The 19,005-nt window shown below is 40.2% G+C and carries 17 protein-coding genes; all 17 read left to right on the top strand.

Going from position 1 to position 19,005, the window contains the following annotated elements:
* Window positions 1-45: 45 nt before the first annotated feature.
* The 17 genes from mraZ to ftsZ all read left to right on the top strand — a co-directional run bounded on the left by mraZ (window position 46) and on the right by ftsZ (window position 18,986).
* The gene (gene mraZ / locus C6W18_RS10545) at window positions 46-477 is read left to right on the top strand and encodes a division/cell wall cluster transcriptional repressor MraZ (protein ID WP_003211163.1); all 432 of its coding nucleotides are present in this window, start codon (window positions 46-48) and stop codon (window positions 475-477) included.
* Window positions 478-543: 66 nt separating this feature from the next.
* A complete protein-coding gene (gene rsmH / locus C6W18_RS10540) occupies window positions 544-1,476 on the top strand; it encodes a 16S rRNA (cytosine(1402)-N(4))-methyltransferase RsmH (protein ID WP_034318006.1) in 933 nt (310 codons plus the stop codon).
* A gap of 36 nt (window positions 1,477-1,512) precedes the next feature.
* Window positions 1,513-1,860, top strand: coding sequence for a cell division protein FtsL (gene ftsL, locus C6W18_RS10535; RefSeq protein WP_034318003.1), 348 nt, complete (start codon window positions 1,513-1,515; stop codon window positions 1,858-1,860).
* A 7-nt stretch (window positions 1,861-1,867) separates the two neighbouring features.
* A complete protein-coding gene (locus tag C6W18_RS10530) occupies window positions 1,868-4,018 on the top strand; it encodes a penicillin-binding protein (RefSeq protein WP_223251703.1) in 2,151 nt (716 codons plus the stop codon).
* A gap of 126 nt (window positions 4,019-4,144) precedes the next feature.
* On the top strand, window positions 4,145-6,064 hold the full coding sequence (locus tag C6W18_RS10525; protein WP_034318000.1) for a stage V sporulation protein D: 1,920 nt from the start codon (window positions 4,145-4,147) through the stop codon (window positions 6,062-6,064).
* A gap of 212 nt (window positions 6,065-6,276) precedes the next feature.
* The gene (locus C6W18_RS10520; RefSeq protein WP_105927892.1) at window positions 6,277-7,752 is read left to right on the top strand and encodes a UDP-N-acetylmuramoyl-L-alanyl-D-glutamate--2,6-diaminopimelate ligase; all 1,476 of its coding nucleotides are present in this window, start codon (window positions 6,277-6,279) and stop codon (window positions 7,750-7,752) included.
* A 136-nt stretch (window positions 7,753-7,888) separates the two neighbouring features.
* Window positions 7,889-8,863, top strand: coding sequence for a phospho-N-acetylmuramoyl-pentapeptide-transferase (mraY, locus tag C6W18_RS10515; RefSeq protein ID WP_034317997.1), 975 nt, complete (start codon window positions 7,889-7,891; stop codon window positions 8,861-8,863).
* 9 nt (window positions 8,864-8,872) lie between these two features.
* Complete coding sequence (gene murD, locus C6W18_RS10510) at window positions 8,873-10,219, top strand: UDP-N-acetylmuramoyl-L-alanine--D-glutamate ligase (protein ID WP_373465681.1); 1,347 nt, start codon at window positions 8,873-8,875, stop codon at window positions 10,217-10,219.
* A gap of 59 nt (window positions 10,220-10,278) precedes the next feature.
* Window positions 10,279-11,379 (top strand): stage V sporulation protein E, encoded by a 1,101-nt coding sequence (spoVE, locus tag C6W18_RS10505; RefSeq protein ID WP_024424259.1) that lies wholly within the window; start codon window positions 10,279-10,281, stop codon window positions 11,377-11,379.
* Window positions 11,380-11,577: 198 nt separating this feature from the next.
* A complete protein-coding gene (gene murG / locus C6W18_RS10500; protein ID WP_105927539.1) occupies window positions 11,578-12,672 on the top strand; it encodes an undecaprenyldiphospho-muramoylpentapeptide beta-N-acetylglucosaminyltransferase in 1,095 nt (364 codons plus the stop codon).
* 31 nt (window positions 12,673-12,703) lie between these two features.
* Window positions 12,704-13,615, top strand: a complete 912-nt coding sequence (murB, locus tag C6W18_RS10495; protein ID WP_105927538.1) for a UDP-N-acetylmuramate dehydrogenase — start codon at window positions 12,704-12,706, stop codon at window positions 13,613-13,615.
* A gap of 127 nt (window positions 13,616-13,742) precedes the next feature.
* A complete protein-coding gene (locus C6W18_RS10490) occupies window positions 13,743-14,522 on the top strand; it encodes a cell division protein FtsQ/DivIB (protein ID WP_105927537.1) in 780 nt (259 codons plus the stop codon).
* Window positions 14,519-15,208 (top strand): DUF881 domain-containing protein, encoded by a 690-nt coding sequence (locus C6W18_RS10485; protein WP_105927536.1) that lies wholly within the window; start codon window positions 14,519-14,521, stop codon window positions 15,206-15,208. Before C6W18_RS10490 ends, C6W18_RS10485 begins: the two co-directional genes overlap by 4 nt.
* Before the next feature lie 20 nt (window positions 15,209-15,228).
* Entirely contained in the window at window positions 15,229-15,954 is a 726-nt protein-coding gene (locus tag C6W18_RS10480) for a DUF881 domain-containing protein (RefSeq protein WP_105927535.1), read from the top strand.
* Window positions 15,954-16,322: a small basic family protein gene (locus C6W18_RS10475; RefSeq protein ID WP_003210988.1), complete on the top strand. Its 369-nt coding sequence runs from the start codon at window positions 15,954-15,956 to the stop codon at window positions 16,320-16,322. The genes C6W18_RS10480 and C6W18_RS10475 overlap by 1 nt, the downstream gene beginning before the upstream one ends.
* A gap of 159 nt (window positions 16,323-16,481) precedes the next feature.
* Window positions 16,482-17,804, top strand: a complete 1,323-nt coding sequence (gene ftsA / locus C6W18_RS10470) for a cell division protein FtsA (RefSeq protein WP_105927534.1) — start codon at window positions 16,482-16,484, stop codon at window positions 17,802-17,804.
* A 33-nt stretch (window positions 17,805-17,837) separates the two neighbouring features.
* Window positions 17,838-18,986 carry a cell division protein FtsZ gene (ftsZ, locus tag C6W18_RS10465; RefSeq protein WP_034317972.1) on the top strand — a complete coding sequence of 383 codons (1,149 nt, stop codon included), beginning with the start codon at window positions 17,838-17,840 and terminating at the stop codon, window positions 18,984-18,986.
* Window positions 18,987-19,005: the final 19 nt, after the last annotated feature.

The raw sequence follows: 19,005 nt of genomic DNA, 5'->3' as shown, positions 1-19,005 counted from the left end.
GTGGATAGTGGAGAGTAAGGGTGAGAAAGTGGGGCTCTGATTATCATGTTCATGGGTGAATACCAACATACGATTGATACAAAAGGGCGCATGATCATCCCTGCTAAATTTAGAGACGGTCTCGGAGAACAGTTTGTGCTGACGAGAGGGCTTGATCAATGTTTATTTGGCTACCCTATGAGTGAGTGGAAACTAATCGAAGAGAAACTCAAAGCACTTCCGCTAACGAAAAAAGATGCACGTGCGTTTACCCGGTTCTTCTTCTCTGGCGCAGTCGAATGCGATCTGGACAAGCAGGGACGCATTAACATCGCATCAAACCTACTCCAATATGCAAAACTCGAAAAAGAATGTGTGGTCATCGGCGTTTCAAATCGAATTGAGTTGTGGAGTAAGTCGATCTGGGAACAATATACAGAAGAGCAAGAAGATTCTTTTGCTGAAATTGCTGAAAACATGATTGGATTTGATATATAATAATCCCTTGTGCAGCAAGCTTTCTACACATTCATTTCAATTTGAAAAAGGTGGGACCATAACATCATGTTTCAACATGAGACAGTATTATTAAAAGAAACAGTTGACGGTTTAAACGTCAAAGAAGACGGTACATATGTGGACTGCACGCTAGGCGGCGCAGGTCATAGCTCATATTTACTATCTCAATTATCAGAAAAAGGTACATTGATTGGTTTTGACCAAGACGATGCTGCACTGGATCATGCACGAGAGAAGCTCGCAGATTCAAAAGCGAACATTCTTTTCATAAAAAGCAACTTCCGATATTTAAAAGAACGTCTGAATGAACAAGGCATTACAAGCGTAGACGGTGTGATCTTTGATCTTGGTGTATCGTCTCCTCAGCTTGACACACCAGAGAGAGGCTTTAGTTATCATCATGATGCACCTCTTGACATGAGAATGGATCAATCAGCCGCATTGTCGGCCAAACAAGTGGTGAATGAATGGCCATTTGAAGATCTAGTTCGGATTTTCTACAAATATGGGGAAGAGAAATTCAGCAAGCAAATCGCACGCAAAATTGAAGAAGCTAGAAAAAAAGCGTCAATTGAAACAACGGGTCAACTTGTAGACATTATCAAAGAAGGAATTCCCGCCCCTGCAAGACGAACTGGCGGACATCCAGCGAAAAGAGTGTTTCAAGCGATCCGAATTGCCGTAAATGACGAATTGAAAGTATTTGAAGAAGCACTAGAACAAGCAATAGAGTTACTCAATCCGAAGGGGAGAATTTCTGTCATTACATTCCATTCACTTGAAGATCGGATTTGTAAAAGTACATTTAAAGAGATGTCTTCTCTTCCAGAACTTCCGCACGGATTACCAGTGATTCCAGAAGGACTTGAACCAAAACTGAAGCTGGTCACGAGAAAACCGATCGTCGCATCAGAACAAGAGCTGGAACATAACAACCGTGCCCGTTCAGCGAAGCTCCGAATTGCAGAAAAAAAGTAAACGACACCATAGATGATGATAAAAAGGAGGTTTCTTATGAGTAATTTGGCTTACCAAAGAGAAGTGAAGCAACATCAAACAGAGCAGCAAGGCCAATCGGTTGTCATTAGAAGAAGAGGTTCTATTACACTTGGTGAAAAAATCTTACTTGTCATGTTTGTCATGGCTCTTATGTGCAGCTCCATTCTCATCATTTCTAAAGCCTTTGCTGTGTATCACGCAAATATCGAAGTGCAGAAATTAGAACAGCAAGTATCTTTAGAATCGAAGAAAATCACTGAGCTACAAAAGGAAAGAGATTTGCTAAGTGAACCAGAAAGAATCATCGAAGCCGCTAAAAAAGCAGGCTTAAGCATATCGAAAGATGTTAAGAAGGTCGATTAACATGGCGATGCCTAAAAAGAATAAAATGATGAACAGAGGCGCGGCAATTGCGAGTATTTGCTTCGCCCTGTTTTTCTTTATCATCCTTGCACGTTTTATTTATATTCAGATTACAGGAACGGTTGATGGACAAGTTCTAGCAGCCAAGGCAAATGAACAATATCAATCGAAGAAAACACTTGAAGCCAAAAGAGGATCCATTTTAGACCGAAATGGAAATGTGATTGCAGAGGATACCTCTGTGTATAAACTCATTGCCATCATGAGTAAGAAAATGACGGTGGATCCAAAGCACCCAATGCATGTCGTCGATAAAGAAAAGACAGCAAAAGAGCTGTCAAAAGTAATTGATATGAGCGAAAGCGAAATTTTAAAGCGTCTGAATACAAAGGATGCGTTCCAAGTCGAGTTTGGTAAAGCTGGGAAAGACATTAGTTTTTCAACAAAGGAAAAAATTGAAAAGCTAAAGCTTCCTGGCGTCGCGTTTGAAAAAGATACGAAGCGATATTATCCAAACGGCATGTTTGCTTCTAATTTAATTGGTTATGCAAGATTAGATGAGGCGACCAAGGACATGTCAGGTGCAATGGGGCTTGAGAAGGCGCTAAATAAATTCTTAAAAGAAAAAGATGGCTATGTGACGTATAATAGTGACAGAAGCGGGTGGGCTCTTCCAAATAGTAAAGAAGACATTGTCGCCCCGAAAGATGGGAAAAACGTGACGCTGACCATCGATCAAAAAATTCAGGCATTCCTTGAAGAAAGTATGACGCAGGTCGCCAAAAAATATAAACCGAAGAAAATCATTGCGACAGTCGTCGATCCGAAAACAGGAAAAGTTCTCGCGATGGGACAGCGCCCAAGCTTTAATTTAAATGAACTCGACATTACGAACTATAACAATGATGTCATTTCATATGCATTTGAACCTGGTTCGACGATGAAAATCTTTACACTCGCTGCGGCGATCCAAGAAGGGGTCTACCAAGGCAATGATAAATACCAATCTGGTACTTATAAAGTAGGCGGCGGCCTTGTAAGAGATCACAACAACGGAAATGGCTGGGGGAAAATTGACTTTCATCAAGGTGTTCTCCGTTCTTCTAATGTGGCCTTTGCAAAGCTGGCAAAGGAAAAGCTAGGATTCACGCGATACGAACAATATTTGCAAAAATTCCATTTCTATGACAAAACGGGAATTGACTTACCGAATGAAGCGTCTAGCAAAATCAACTACAGATACGAATATGACAAAGCATCGACGGCTTATGGTCAAGCGTCTGCCATTACACCAATTCAGCAAATCGAAGCAGCGACAGCGATTGCCAACGGTGGAACGATGATGAAGCCATATGTCATTGACCATATTACAGACCCGAACACAAACAAAACGATCTTGCAGCACGAACCAACAGTAGCTGGAAAGCCGATTTCATCTGATACAGCGAAGCAAGTCCGTGACATTTTAGGTGAGGTTGTTTCCTCGAAAATTGGTACAGGTCAGCCTTATCAAATCAAAGGCTTTGACGTCGCTGGGAAAACAGGGACAGGACAAATTGGCGGAGCCGGCGGTTACCTCCAGGGAAGAAACGATTACGTCTTTTCATTTATGGGGATGGCGCCAAAAGATGATCCGAAGCTGCTCGTTTATGTGGCAGTACAGCAGCCACAATTGTCTGAAACAGAAACAGGCTCTGCCCCTGTTTCACAAATCTTTAACCCTGTCATGAAAAATAGTCTGCTATATTTAAATATAGCACCAACAAAAACAGACGATAAAAAATCAGGCGAACAAAAGGTGAAACAAGAAACAATGCCTTCATTCCTGGATTTAGAAGTGAAACAAGCAGAAACGGAAGTCAAAAATAAAAACTTAACACCTGTTGTCATCGGCGATGGTTTATCCATTAAACGCCAGTCGCCGAGTGCGGGCTCTGAATACTCTGAAAGCCAGAAAGTCTTCTTGAAAACAGCAGGAAAAACCATTAAGATGCCTGATATGACAGGCTGGTCCAGAAGGGAAGTACTTCAATATGCGTCCATTTCGGGTGTGCACATTGAAACAAATGGACAAGGATATGCTGTCAAACAAAGTGTCAAAAGTGGAGCGGAGATTTCAGATAAGGTCGTCACTGTGACATTTAAAAGCCCAAATTAACTGCAAAACCTAGCAAACCATTTGCTAGGTTTTTTCTTTTGCTTTAGAGGGATGGACTAGACCGTTCTACAAGAGGACGGGCTTGCATATGATAGACATAAGCCATATGTAAGGAGTGAACCGGGCGTGCGAGTGTCGAGTGTAACAGTGAGAAAACGATTGCTTTTCGTGCTGCTGTTTGGGGTGATCATTTTTTTCATCATAGATACTAGATTAGGATATGTACAGTTTATTATGGGCGAAAAGCTGACAAGCTTAGCAAAAGATTCATGGAGCCGTAATCTCCCATTCGAACCGGAACGAGGAGATATTTTGGACCGGAATGGGGTAGAGCTGGCGACGAACAAAAGTGCTCCATCCATTTTGGTCGTCCCGCGGCAAATTAAAGATCCCGCAGAAACAAGCAAGAAACTGGCGGCAGTGCTGAATATGTCTGAGGAGAAAGCATACAAGCACGTCACGAAGAAAACATCAATTGAGCGAATTTCTCCTGAGGGCAGAAAAGTATCTCATGAAAAAGCAAAAGAAGTAAGAGAGCTTGATTTAGATGGAGTTTATGTAGCGGAAGACAGCATCAGACATTATCCGTTTGGCAGTTTCCTGTCCCATGTACTAGGCTTTGCTGGAATTGATAATCAAGGTTTACTTGGGCTGGAAGCCTACTACGATGATGACCTAAAAGGTGAAAAAGGCTCTGTGAAATTCTATTCCGATGCAAAAGGACAGAAAATGCCAGATGAAGCAGATGATTATACACCGCCTAAAGATGGTCTTGATATGAAATTAACGGTCGATTCGAAAGTACAAACCATCATTGAACGAGAATTAGATAATGCGCAGGCAAAATATAATCCAGATGGCATGATCGCCATTGCCATGAACCCGAAAAATGGTGAAGTGCTTGGGATGTCAAGCAGGCCGGATTTTGATCCAGCTGACTATCAATCAGTTGATCCAAAAGTGTTTAACCGAAATTTACCAGTGTGGAGCACATATGAGCCGGGATCGACGTTTAAAATTATTACACTTGCAGCAGCATTAGAAGAAAAGAAAGTGAATTTAAAACGCGATCATTTTTTTGACAGTGGATCTGTGACGGTCGATGGAGCAAGGCTCAGATGCTGGAAAAAAGGCGGGCATGGATCACAGTCATTTTTAGAAGTGGTGCAAAACTCCTGTAACCCAGGCTTTGTAGCGCTAGGCGACCGTCTTGGGAAAGATAAATTATTTTCCTATATTAAAAATTTTGGTTTTGGCCAGAAAACAGGAATCGATCTTCAAGGGGAAGGGAGAGGAATTTTGTTTCCGCTTGATCGAGTAGGTCCTGTAGAGCAGGCAACAACTGCTTTTGGTCAAGGTGTCTCCGTTACGCCGATTCAACAAGTAGCCGCAGTGGCAGCTGCGATAAATGGCGGGACGCTTTACACACCCTATATTGCGAAAGAATGGATAGATCCGGTCACAAAAGAGGTCGTGAAAAAGCAATCACCGATTGCCAAGAAGAAAGTGATTTCAGCTGAAACATCAAAAGAAATCAGATATGCGCTTGAAAGTGTAGTTGCTCAAGGAACTGGCCGAAATGCATTTGTTGAAGGGTATCGAGTTGGCGGAAAAACCGGAACTGCACAGAAGGTAAAAGACGGAAAATACATGGAAAATAACCATATTGTGTCGTTTATCGGATTTGCGCCTGCTGATGACCCAAGCATCGTTGTATATGTAGCCGTTGATAACCCAAAAGGCACTATTCAATTTGGTGGTACAGTAGCTGCACCAATTGTTGGTCATATTATGCGAGACAGCCTGCCTGAGATGGGTGTGAAAAAAAGAAAAGGACAAATTGAAAAGAAGTACCAGTGGCTGGACACAAAAACCATTGAGGTACCGAATCTTGTAGGGGGATCTGTTTCTGACCTTGAATCACTCCTCATTAACCTGAAGATCGATGCCTCAGGCACTGGCAGTAAAGTGGTGAAGCAGTCTCCTGCTGCCGGGACAAAAGTGAAAGAGGGCTCAACGATCAGATTATACTTAAACGATGAATAATAAAGAATGAACAGAGGGTAGCCGCACTCATTCGGCTGCCTCTTTTTGTTGAAAGAGAAGGGCAGTTTTAAAAAAAGAGCACAAAGTGTGTTTTTTCCAAGAGAAACTTAAGGAATACGCTGGATGTATCCTTTTTTTTGCGATAAAATATAGACTGTGTGTTTTTTTCACAAGACATGCACGTGAACGAATTTGAGAGGTTTGATATGATAATGAATTTACAAGAACTCCTTACATACTTTAAAAGTGAAAACAACGAATTAATAAACGAAAATCCCGATATCACTTCCATTGAAATGGATTCAAGAGAGGTGAGAAAAGGGAGCCTGTTTGTCTGCATAAAAGGCTATACAGTAGATGGACATGATTACGCTGAAAAAGCGGTGAAAAGCGGGGCTGCAGCGATTGTGGCAGAACACCCTCTTAACATAACAAATGTACCAGTTATTATTGTGAAACACTCTCAAAGAGCACTTGCAAGAATCGCTGATGCGTTTTACAGCCAGCCAACCCATAAGCTAAATCTAATCGGTATCACAGGAACAAACGGAAAAACATCGACAACACACATGATCGAACAAATGATGAGAAAAGCCGAGAAGAAAACAGGCTTAATCGGTACGATGTATATGAAGGTGAATGATGAAATTCTCGACGTGAAAAACACAACACCTGAGAGTGTCACACTTCAAAAAACCTTTAAACAGATGCTTGATCAAGATGTAGACACGGCAATTATGGAAGTATCATCACATGCATTGCATCTTGGCCGGGTTCATGGATGTGATTATGATATTGCCGTTTTCACAAACCTTTCGCAAGATCACCTTGACTACCACAACACAATGGAAGAATATAAACACGCGAAAAGCTTGCTATTCTCTCAGCTTGGAAGTGCCTTTCATCACGATAAGCCGAAGCACGCGATTTTAAATGCAGATGATGAAGCTTCTAGTTATTTTGAAAAAGTCACAGCTGCTGAAATCATGACGTATGGCTTAGAACAAAAAGCAGATGTCATGGCAAAGAATATTCAAATCAAGCCTAAGGGAACTCAATTTGATTTGATCACACCAATTGGCACAAAATGCGTGACGGTTGCCCTTATCGGAAAGTTCAATGTGTATAACATCCTGGCTGCTGTATCAGTAGGGATCGTATCCGGCTTATCGTTTGATACGATCGTCAGTGCAATGGAAGAGCTGGAGGGAGTCAAAGGAAGATTTGAACTTGTGAACTGTGATCAAGACTTCCCTGTCATCATTGATTACGCGCACACACCTGACAGCTTAGAAAATGTCCTCACAACGTGTAGAGAATTAACTGAGGGCAAAATTTTCTGTGTGATAGGCTGCGGCGGAGACCGTGATAAAACAAAACGCCCTCAAATGGCCCAAATCGCTGTGAAATATGCAGATGAGCCTGTATTTACATCAGACAACCCGAGAAGTGAAGATCCATCAGCTATATTAAAAGATATGGAAAATGGTGTACCTGAGGCATATTATCATAGTTTTGTGAATCGTAAACAAGCCATCTTTTTTGCGATTGCCAATGCGAAAAAAGGCGATACCGTCTTAATAGCGGGAAAAGGCCACGAGACGTACCAAATCATTGGCGATCAAGTCTACGACTTTGATGATGCAAAAGTTGCAGTGGACGCTATCTTAGATCTAAACAAATCTTAAATATGATGAAAAGAGTGTAATGAAATGAAGCATTTTGTACAAAAACAACATATGAAAGACTCGAATGAATATTATAATAATGAATGCTATTTTCTGATGGAAAACGGCTTTGGAAATTCGGAAGGAGTAAAGAACGATGCTTGAACAGGTGATATTGTTTACAATCATAATGGGATTTTTAATCAGTGTTCTTTTATCCCCGATTTTTATTCCGTTTTTAAGAAGACTTAAATTTGGTCAGAGTATTAGAGAAGAAGGCCCGCAGTCTCACCAAAAGAAATCAGGTACTCCGACGATGGGCGGAATTATGATTATCTTTTCTATCACAATTACAACAATTGTGATGATTAACAAATTCTCTGAGATTAGTCCAGAAATGTTTTTACTGTTATTTGTCACACTTGGTTATGGTTTATTAGGATTTTTAGATGATTATATTAAAGTAGCGATGAAACGAAATCTTGGATTGACATCGAAACAGAAATTAATCGGTCAAATTGTGATCGCAGTGATTTTTTATGCAGTCTTCCATTATTATCAGTTTGCAACGACGATTCGCATCCCAGGAACGGATGTCAGCTTTGATTTAGGATGGGCTTACTTTATCCTCGTCATTTTCATGCTTGTCGGTGGTTCTAATGCGGTGAACTTAACAGATGGACTTGATGGTTTGTTATCTGGAACAGCTGCCATTGCTTTCGGAGCTTTTGCCATACTTGCTTGGAATCAATCTCAGTATGATGTGGCCATCTTTTCAGTAGCTGTTGCTGGAGCCGTCCTTGGTTTCCTTGTGTTTAATGCGCACCCTGCAAAAGTATTTATGGGTGATACAGGGTCACTAGCTTTAGGCGGAGCCATTGTAGCGATTGCCATTTTAACGAAGCTTGAAATTTTACTCGTCATTATTGGAGGAGTATTTGTTGTTGAAACGTTATCGGTTATCCTTCAAGTCATCTCCTTTAAAACAACTGGAAAAAGAATCTTTAAGATGAGCCCGCTTCACCACCACTATGAGTTAGTTGGCTGGTCTGAGTGGAGAGTAGTTGTCACCTTTTGGACAGCTGGTTTATTGCTTGCTGTTTTAGGAATTTACATCGAGGTGTGGTTATAATTGAATAAGATGCAAATGTTAAAAAACGAACATGTACTAGTATTAGGTCTTGCAAAAAGCGGATATGCGGCCGCCTCAATTCTTCACGAACACGGAGTAAACGTGACAGTAAATGATCAAAAACCATTTGAAGAAAATGAGCCAGCTCAGCTACTTTCTGAAAAGGGGATTGATGTCATTTGTGGCAGTCATCCTCTTCGTATGTTCGATGATAAAGAAATTACGATTTTAATTAAAAACCCTGGAATACCATATGAGAATGTGATGGTTCAAGAGGCGCTTCGACGCCAAATTCCAGTTTGGACTGAAATAGAATTAGCCTATCATTTGACCTCATCTCCTTTTATTGGGATTACCGGATCGAATGGGAAAACTACTACCACTACATTGATTTATGAAATGCTGAAAAAAGACAGTCAAAAAACATTAGTGGCAGGTAATATTGGAACAGTTGCCAGCGAAGTCGCAGCAAATGCAGCTGGCGATGAATGGATTGTAACTGAGCTCTCTTCTTTTCAGTTAATGGGAACAGTTGAATTCAGGCCCAAAATCAGCTTGATTTTAAATATTTTTGACGCACATTTAGACTATCACCACACTCGTGAAGAATACGAAAAAGCAAAGCAGAAAGTTTACGCACATCAACATGAAAATGACATAGCCGTGATCAACCTAGATGATCCATCTGTCGTTAAGCTTGCAGAAGGATCAAACGCGAAAAAGGTGTTTTTCTCTGTGAAAGAGCCAGTAGAGCACGGAGCATTTATTAAAAATGGCGCTATCTACTACATGAATGAACGTGTCATTGATCTAAAGGATGTTGTTCTTCCTGGTGAGCATAATCAAGAAAATATTTTGGCGGCCATTTGTGTTGTGAAAAATGCAGGCTGTTCGAATGAAGCGATCACACATATACTCACAACATTTAGTGGAGTGAAGCATCGTTTGCAGTTTGTGGATACGATTCAAAGTAGAAAATTTTATAACGATAGCAAAGCGACCAATATACTGGCAACAACTAAAGCTTTGTCAGCCTTCGAACAGCCGACCATTTTACTAGCAGGTGGACTGGATCGGGGCAATGAATTTGATGAATTGAAACCTTTTATGAAAAATGTGAAAGGAATTATCACATTTGGTGAGACTGCACCTAAGTTTTTGAAGCTTGGTGAAGAGCTGGGAATACATCACGTAAAACATGTCGATAATGTTGAACAAGCAGTACCTGCGGCGTTTAGCATATCTGAAGAAGAAGACGTGATTTTATTATCTCCGGCTTGTGCAAGCTGGGATCAACATAAAACATTTGAAGAACGTGGAGACATGTTTGTAAACGCCGTGCATATGCTTAAATAAGGGCTTGTCTCTCATATGACTGACAGCCCAAATGAACTTATGCTTGGGGTGTCGGTCTCTTGACGAATAAGAAAACTTCTCCGGATTTTTTGCTTGTTGTCATTACGTTACTTTTATTGACGATTGGTTTAATTATGGTGTACAGCGCAAGTGCTGTGTGGGCATCGTATAAATTTGATGATTCGTTTTATTTTGCAAAAAGGCAGCTTTTGTTTGCTGGAATCGGAGTTATCGCGATGTTTTTCATTATGCGAGTCGATTATTGGACATGGCGGACTTGGTCAAAGATATTGATTGCTGTTTGTTTCCTCCTCTTGCTACTTGTACTGATTCCTGGGATCGGTATGGAGAGAAATGGATCAAGAAGCTGGATCGGTGTCGGTGCGTTTAGTATTCAGCCATCTGAATTCATGAAGCTTGCGATGATTGCGTTTCTCGCAAAATTCTTATCTGAAAAGCAAAAAAATATCACGTCCTTCCGTAAAGGTTTCGCACCAGCGTTAGGTATTGTGTTTTCTGCATTTGCCATCATTATGCTGCAGCCGGATCTGGGGACAGGAACGGTTATGGTTGGAACTTGTATTATTATGATTTTTGTTTCAGGTGCGAGGATTGCTCACTTTATATTTCTCGGTCTTTTAGGGCTAAGCGGTTTTGCTGCACTTGTCTTATCAGCACCCTATCGAATAAAACGAATTACGTCTTATTTAAACCCTTGGGAGGATCCACTAGGCAGTGGGTTTCAAATTATTCAATCCTTATACGCTGTTGGCCCAGGTGGTCTGTTCGGAATGGGTCTAGGTCAAAGTAGACAAAAATTCTTCTATTTACCTGAGCCTCAAACAGACTTTATTTTTGCCATATTGTCTGAAGAGCTCGGTTTTATAGGCGGATCACTCATTTTATTGCTCTTTAGTGTTCTGTTATGGAGAGGCATACGAATAGCACTTGGGGCACCAGATTTATACGGAAGTTTCTTAGCAGTTGGCATCATTTCTATGGTTGCCATTCAAGTGATGATTAATATCGCAGTTGTCACTGGACTTATCCCTGTGACAGGTATCACGCTCCCATTCCTAAGTTATGGCGGCTCATCACTGACATTAATGTTGATGGCAATTGGCGTTCTTTTGAATGTAAGCAGGTACGCTAGATATTAATGTGCTGCTAGTTCATGAAACCATGTCGACTTTTATTTTGCAAAAGTACAAAAAAATGATTTGAAGAGTGAAAATGACAGTTTTTGTTTCGAAAACATGATTTTTGACTCTTCTTTACAGGTTTTAACGGAGCCCTGTTGTTTAAAACAGGGTTTATACTTTGTTCAGAGCAGAAAAAAATTGAGGGGAAATGGTATAATGCGTATAGCAATCAGTGGAGGCGGAACAGGCGGACATATTTATCCGGCCTTAGCTTTTATTAAAGAAGTAAAAAGGCTGCATCCTGATGTGGAATTTTTATATATTGGTACTGAAAATGGACTTGAAAAGAAAATTGTAGAAAGAGAAAATATCCCTTTCAAGTCAATAGAGATTTCAGGTTTTAAAAGAAAGCTTTCCTTTGATAATGTAAAAACGGTGATGAGATTTCTAAAAGGCGTTCAAAAAAGCAAAACGTATTTAAAAGAGTTTAAACCAGATGCTGTCATTGGAACAGGCGGTTATGTGTGTGGTCCTGTCGTTTATGCGGCTTCTAAGCTGAAAATCCCGACCATTATTCACGAACAAAACAGCCTTCCTGGTATCACAAATAAATTCCTTGCGAGATATGTTAATAAGGTAGCCATTTGCTTTGAAGAAGCGAAGGCACATTTTCCTTCTGAAAAGGTTGTTTTTACGGGAAACCCAAGAGCCTCTGAAGTCGTCTCTATTAAAGAGGGGAAATCTCTTAAAGAATTTGGTCTAGATGAAAAGAAAAAAACGGTTCTTATTTTTGGCGGAAGCAGAGGTGCAGCTCCGATCAATAGAGCAGTCATTGACATGCAAGATGAATTAAAGGCAAAGAACTACCAGGTTTTATATATTACTGGTGAGGTTCATTATGAAAAAGTGCTAAACGAACTAAAGGACAAAGGTGCAGCACCAAATATGATCACAAAGCCTTTCTTGCATCAAATGCCGGAGTACCTGAAATCGATTGATGTGATTGTTGCAAGAGCGGGAGCAACAACGATTGCTGAAGTGACAGCTCTTGGAATTCCAACAATTTTCATTCCGAGCCCATACGTGACGGCAAATCATCAGGAAGTCAATGCTAGATCACTTGAAAAGCATGATGCTGCTATCGTTTTAAGAGAATCAGAGCTTTCTGGAGATCGCTTGCTGCATGCAATTGATGAAATTGCCGGTAATGAAGAGAAACTAAACCAAATGAGCCGTTTAACGAAAGAACTTGGAGTTCCAGATGCGGCTACACGTTTATATAATGTGTTAAAAGAAATTACGACTACATGATTGAATGATATTAGGTAAGGCGGAGGGTAATATGGAGAACTTGAAGAATGAATTATTAGAAGCGCAAGTTGGTAAAGTGCTTGAAAATGAGCCGCTTGCAAATCATACGACAATGAAAATAGGCGGACCAGCAGATCTATTGATCATTCCAAAAGATGTCGACGCAGTCAAAACGATCATGGATCAGGTGAAAAAACATCATGCGGATTGGACGGTCATTGGGAGAGGGTCTAATTTACTTGTACTCGATAAAGGAATACGTGGTGTAGTCCTGAAGTTAGGCGCTGGACTTGATCACTTAACTGTAAATGATGAAGAAATTACAGTTGGCGGTGGCTACTCTGTTGTACGTCTCGCAACGTCTCTTAGTAAGAAGGGCCTTTCAGGTTTGGAATTTGCAGCTGGTATTCCAGGGTCTATCGGTGGCGCTGTTTATATGAACGCAGGAGCACATGGATCAGACATCAGTAACATTCTTGTGAAAGCTAGAATCTTATTTGAAGATGGAAGCATCGAGTGGTTAACAAATGAGCAAATGAACTTTAGCTATCGAACTTCTGTACTTCAAAAAGAACGTCCGGGCATTGTCCTCGAAGCCGTGTTTAAGCTCAAGCAGGATGATCGCGAGAAAATCACAAAGAAAATGCAGCAAAATAAAGACTATCGTAAGGAAACACAACCTTATAATCGACCATGTGCTGGAAGTATTTTTCGAAATCCGTTACCTGAATATGCAGGACAGCTTGTAGAAAAGGCGAATTTAAAAGGATACCAGATTGGCGGGGCAAGAATTTCTGATATGCATGGAAACTTTATTGTCAATGCTGGTGGCGCTACTGCTCAAGATGTGCTGGATTTAATTCAGTACATTCAAAAGAAAATTAAAGAAGACTACAATGTAGATATGCATACAGAAGTAGAAATTATCGGTGAAGCAAACTAAAAGCTAGTTTTTATGAATGATGGCATCGCAGGAAAACAAACGGCATTTTTTCATGCCGTTTGTTTTCTAATCAAAATGATGACCCAAAGGTGTGGACAAGCAGCTTTGAATGAGGTGAAGAGTATATATGCGGCCTGATCATGAAAATGAAAAGATCGTCAATATAGAAGAGCGAATTCCTAAAATTAAAGAACAAAGAAAGCAGAAAGCGAATCGGAGACTGATCTCTTTTATTCTGCTGTTTTTTATCATGGTTTTAATTATTATTTATTTGCAAACACCAATCAGTAAAATTTCTTCTTTAACCATCACGGGTAACGAGCATGTTTCAACAAAACAGCTTGTTAAACTTTCACAAATTAAAGAAGGCGAGACAGAGTTTTGGAATTTAAATAAAGATATGACAGCAGACCATATTAAACAAAATAAACTGATTAAAAGTGTTAGTATTAATAAACATTTCCCAAATAAGGTCAGTATTGCTGTAAAAGAATATGCAAATATTGCATATCTTCAAAAAGGTAATCTATACTATGAGCTTCTTGAAAATGGGACAGCTTTACCAGATGAAGTAACGCCGAATCATGCAGGACCTATTTTTGTCGATTGGGACAATAAAGAGAAACTGAAGCAAACAGTTAAATCTTTAAATCAGCTCCCAGCCTCTATTCAGGAACTCATCTCAGAGGTATATTATGTACCGACAAGTTCAAACCAGTGGCTCGTTAAATTTTATATGAATGACGGGAACACGGTGATCGCATCAATTAAAACATTCGCCGATAAAATGAAAACCTATCCGGCTATTGTAAAAGAACTTTCGTCATCTGAAAAAGGCACGATTCATATGGAAGTCGCAACGTATTTTGAAGCTTTTAAATCTAAGAAAAAGGAAGATGAACGTTGAGAGGCAAAACAGTTATATTCTCAATTGTGATGCTTGTTCTTGGGTTTCTGATTTCTTTTTCATACCAATATACAAAGCAGCATCAGGCAGATGTCAATCGAACCGAACAATGGAAAAAAGAATACTCTTTGAAAAGTCAGTTGACAAAACAAGAAAAGGCGAATCAGAAACTTGAAAAAGAACTATATAGCCTTCAATCAAAGGTTCAAGCGACAGAATCCAGTTTGAAAAATGAAAAAGAGCAGTATTTTAATGTGTTGGAAGATGTTGAGAAATACAGAATGTTTACAGGGGAGATAGGTGTAAAAGGGAAAGGCGTAAAAGTATCTCTTGAAGATGCATCTTATATCCCGAGTGGACAAAATGTCAATAATTACATTGTTCATGAGAGCCACATTTTTCATGTGATAAACGAACTATTTATATCAGGGACATCTGCTGTATCTATTAATGGACAAAGAATCACACACCAATCATACATACATTGTAATGGTCCAGTCGTCACAGTTGACGGAGTTCAGCATCCAGCGCCATTTGTCATTTCTGCTATTGGGGATCCTGCTGTGTTAATACCTGCTTTAAATATTGCAGGCGGGGTGGTTGATCAGCTGACAAGTGACCACATTTCAATGACGATTGAAAAAAAGGATATTCGTATGAATCCTCTTTTAAGAAACAAAGATTAAAAGTGAAAAGGTGAGTGGTGTTGAGGAAAAAGAAGCCTTTACTTAGTTTGACAGCCTTGATGGTGATATTTGGCGTCATGGTCTCCATCCAATTCAACTCTATACAAAAACCTAAAGTTCGTGATACTCGCGATGTTTGGGAATTAAGAGAGGATTTATCTGCATCCAAAAGTAAAGAATTGGATTTACTGAAAGAAATTGATAAATATGATGAGATGCTGAAAAAGTATGGTCATCAAGGGGATCAATCAAAAGAAGCTCAATTAACAAAAACGTTAAAAGATTTAAAAGAAAAGGCTGGTTTTACAGAGGTAACGGGGGAGGGGATTGAAGTTGAGATTTCTCAGCTTTTTTCCAAGGATCTGACCGGGGAAGAAGTGAAAAATATCCCACCTGACCTTCTAAAAAAGTTAATCAACGAAGCCAACATGTTTGGGGCAAAACATATATCCATTAATGACCACCGTGTGATTAATACAAGTGTCATTCGAGATATTAATGGGACGACGAAAATGGATGGCTACAGCTTAGATGATGATGCAGTTACCATTAAAATAATTAGCCAGCAGGCAGACAAATTATACAGCCGTTTAAATGTATCAGATATTGGCGATCTGTTCGCTCAGGAAAATTTCAGCTTGAGTATTAGCCAGCCGAAGAAAAAAATTCATTTGAAGGCATATGACGGTGCAATTCAGATAAACGAATTGAAGCCTCTTGACGATGTAAAGGAGGGAAAATCTTAATGTGGCTTCCTGTTCTTGGCTTAATCATAGGAGTTGCAATCGGTTTTTTAACAAATTTTACGATACCGAATGAGTATTCTAACTACCTTTCCCTCGCTGTACTTGCTGCGCTTGATACATTGATTGGTGGAATTCGAGCACATCTGCAAGGGGCATACGATGAACTGGTGTTTGTATCAGGCTTCTTCTTTAATATTATACTCGCAATAAGTTTAGCTTTTCTGGGCGTCCATCTTGGTGTAGACTTGTATTTAGTCGGAATGTTTGCGTTCGGCGTTAGATTGTTTCAAAACATAGCAGTTATTCGAAGAATTCTACTAACAAAATGGACAATTTCTAGAGAAAAAAAGAAAAAAAGTGAGTCATAAAAAAGGATATACATATGATGTAACGAATATTTTCAGTAATCCTAATAAAAAATGTTGATTTTTTAAGTTTTGTTACACACTTGTAAAAACACATTCATTGTATTGTTGTTCAGCAAATAATAGAATAGAAAGTATTGATATGTGAGGAGGTGCCATAGAATGAACAACAATGAAATTTACGTCAGCCTTGACATCGGTACATCCAATATAAAAGTCATCGTCGGAGAAATGGCGGATGATTCGCTTAACATTATAGGTGTTGGAAATGTCCCTTCAGAGGGGTTAAAAAAAGGATCGATTGTTGATATAGATGAGACAGTTCATTCTATTAGACAAGCATTTGAACAGGCTGAGAGAATGGTAGGTTTTCCTTTACAAAAGGCGATTGTCGGAATAAACGGAAACCACATTCATATTCAGAATACGAGCGGCGTGGTCGCAGTATCTAGTGAAAACAAAGAAATACATGCTGAAGATGTGAGACGTGTCTTAGATGCTGCACAAGTAGTATCTATTCCTCAAGAACATCTCGTCATAGACGTGATTCCGAGACAATTTATCGTCGACGGAAGAGATGAGATCACAGATCCGAAAAAAATGCTTGGTGTTCGGCTAGAGGTGGAAGGATCGTTAATTACAGGCTCTAAAACGATTCTACATAACTGGCTCCGATGTGTAGAGCGAGCTGGTATTGAAATTATGGATATTTGCTTGCAGCCACTCGCATCGGGCTCAGCAGCATTATCGAAAGATGAAAAAAATCTAGGAGTAGCTCTTGTCGATATTGGCGGCGGATCTACAACGATTTCCGTATTTGAAAACGGGCATCTCTATTCTACTCACAGTATCCCTTTGGGCGGAGAGAACATTACAAAAGATTTGTCTATAGGACTTAGAACTTCCACTGAAGAAGCTGAACGAATCAAAAAACAATTTGGACATGCGTTCTATGATGAGGCATCGTCTGAGGAAACATTTGAAGTTTCCGTCATTGGTACCGATCAAAAGCAGACGTATACACAACTTGAAGCGGCCAATATCATCGAAGCACGACTGGAAGAAATCCTGTTGTTTGTGGCAGAGGAATTAAGAAATATGGGTGTCCATGATTTGCCTGGCGGATTCGTCCTAACAGGTGGCCAGGCAGCCATACCAGGTATCCTATCTCTTGCACAAACAGTCTTACAAAACAATGTAAGAATTGCAAGTCCTAATTATATCGGGGTGAGAGAGCCTCAATTTATGACAGGAGTGGGTCTGATCCATTTTGCTTACCGCAATGCAAAGATCCAGGGCAGACAGGTTGGATTCCAAATGCCGGATGAAGCGTTTCATGAAGTAGGCGCGTCCATGGAGCCGGTTTCTGCTGCATCACAAGTGAAAGAAGCTCAGCCAAGACCGAAAGTAAAGCAAAAAGCACAACAAGAGACAAATAAAAAACCGGGCAAAATGAAAAAACTATTTAATATGTTCTGGGAATAGAATTAGATTTTCGACGGATTAGGAGGATTCAGCATGTTGGAGTTTGAAACAAATATAGACGGCCTAGCATCAATTAAAGTAATCGGAGTAGGTGGGGGCGGAAATAACGCTGTCAACCGAATGATTGAAAATGACGTACAAGGTGTCGATTTTATTGCAGTTAATACAGATGCACAGGCGTTAAATCTATCAAAAGCAGAAACAAAAATGCAAATCGGTGCTAAGCTGACAAGAGGGCTTGGAGCAGGTGCGAATCCTGAAGTCGGTAAAAAGGCCGCTGAGGAAAGCAAAGAACAAATTGAAGAAGTATTAAAAGGCGCTGACATGGTCTTTGTTACAGCTGGTATGGGCGGTGGAACTGGTACTGGTGCTGCACCTGTCATTGCAAAGATTGCAAAGGATTCTGGGGCATTGACAGTTGGTGTCGTCACTCGTCCTTTTACATTTGAAGGAAGAAAGCGTCAGCTTCAAGCAGTTGAAGGAATTGCTTCTATGAAAGAAGCAGTTGATACATTAATCGTGATTCCAAACGATCGATTGCTTGAAATTGTTGATAAAAATACGCCAATGCTTGAAGCTTTCCGTGCAGCGGATAACGTGTTAAGACAAGGTGTTCAAGGAATTTCAGATTTAATTGCCACACCAGGTTTGATTAACCTTGACTTTGCTGACGTGAAAACAATCATGTCCAACAAAGGTTCAGCCCTTATGGGAATTGGAGTCGCAACAGGTGAAAACCGTGCCGCTGAAGCAGCGAAGAAAGCCATTTCTTCACCACTTCTTGAAACGGCAATTGACGGTGCACAAGGCGTCATCATGAATATTACAGGTGGTACAAACCTAAGTCTTTATGAGGTGCAAGAAGCAGCTGATATTGTTGCATCAGCCTCTGATGAAGATGTAAACATGATTTTCGGATCTGTTATTAATGATAACTTGAAGGATGAAATTGTGGTGACAGTGATCGCAACTGGATTTATTGAGCAGGAGCCAGAAGTGACAAAATCACAAAGAAATCCATTAGGTCAAGGATTAAAGCAAAATCAATCCATTCCACAAAAGCGTGAAGTAAAGCGCGAGGAACATCAGCAAACATCATCTCAGCCAAGACAAAATACACAACAATCGAGCGATGATACGCTCGATATCCCAACGTTCTTGCGTAACCGCAACAAACGCTAATTGAACATGTCTCATCCCC

The organism is Bacillus sp. LLTC93 (assembly GCF_002993125.1).
Taxonomy (GTDB): Bacteria; Bacillota; Bacilli; order Bacillales; family Bacillaceae; genus Bacillus; species Bacillus zhangzhouensis.
Note: the sequence above shows the minus strand (reverse complement) of the source record. Positions and strands in the feature narration are given on the sequence as shown.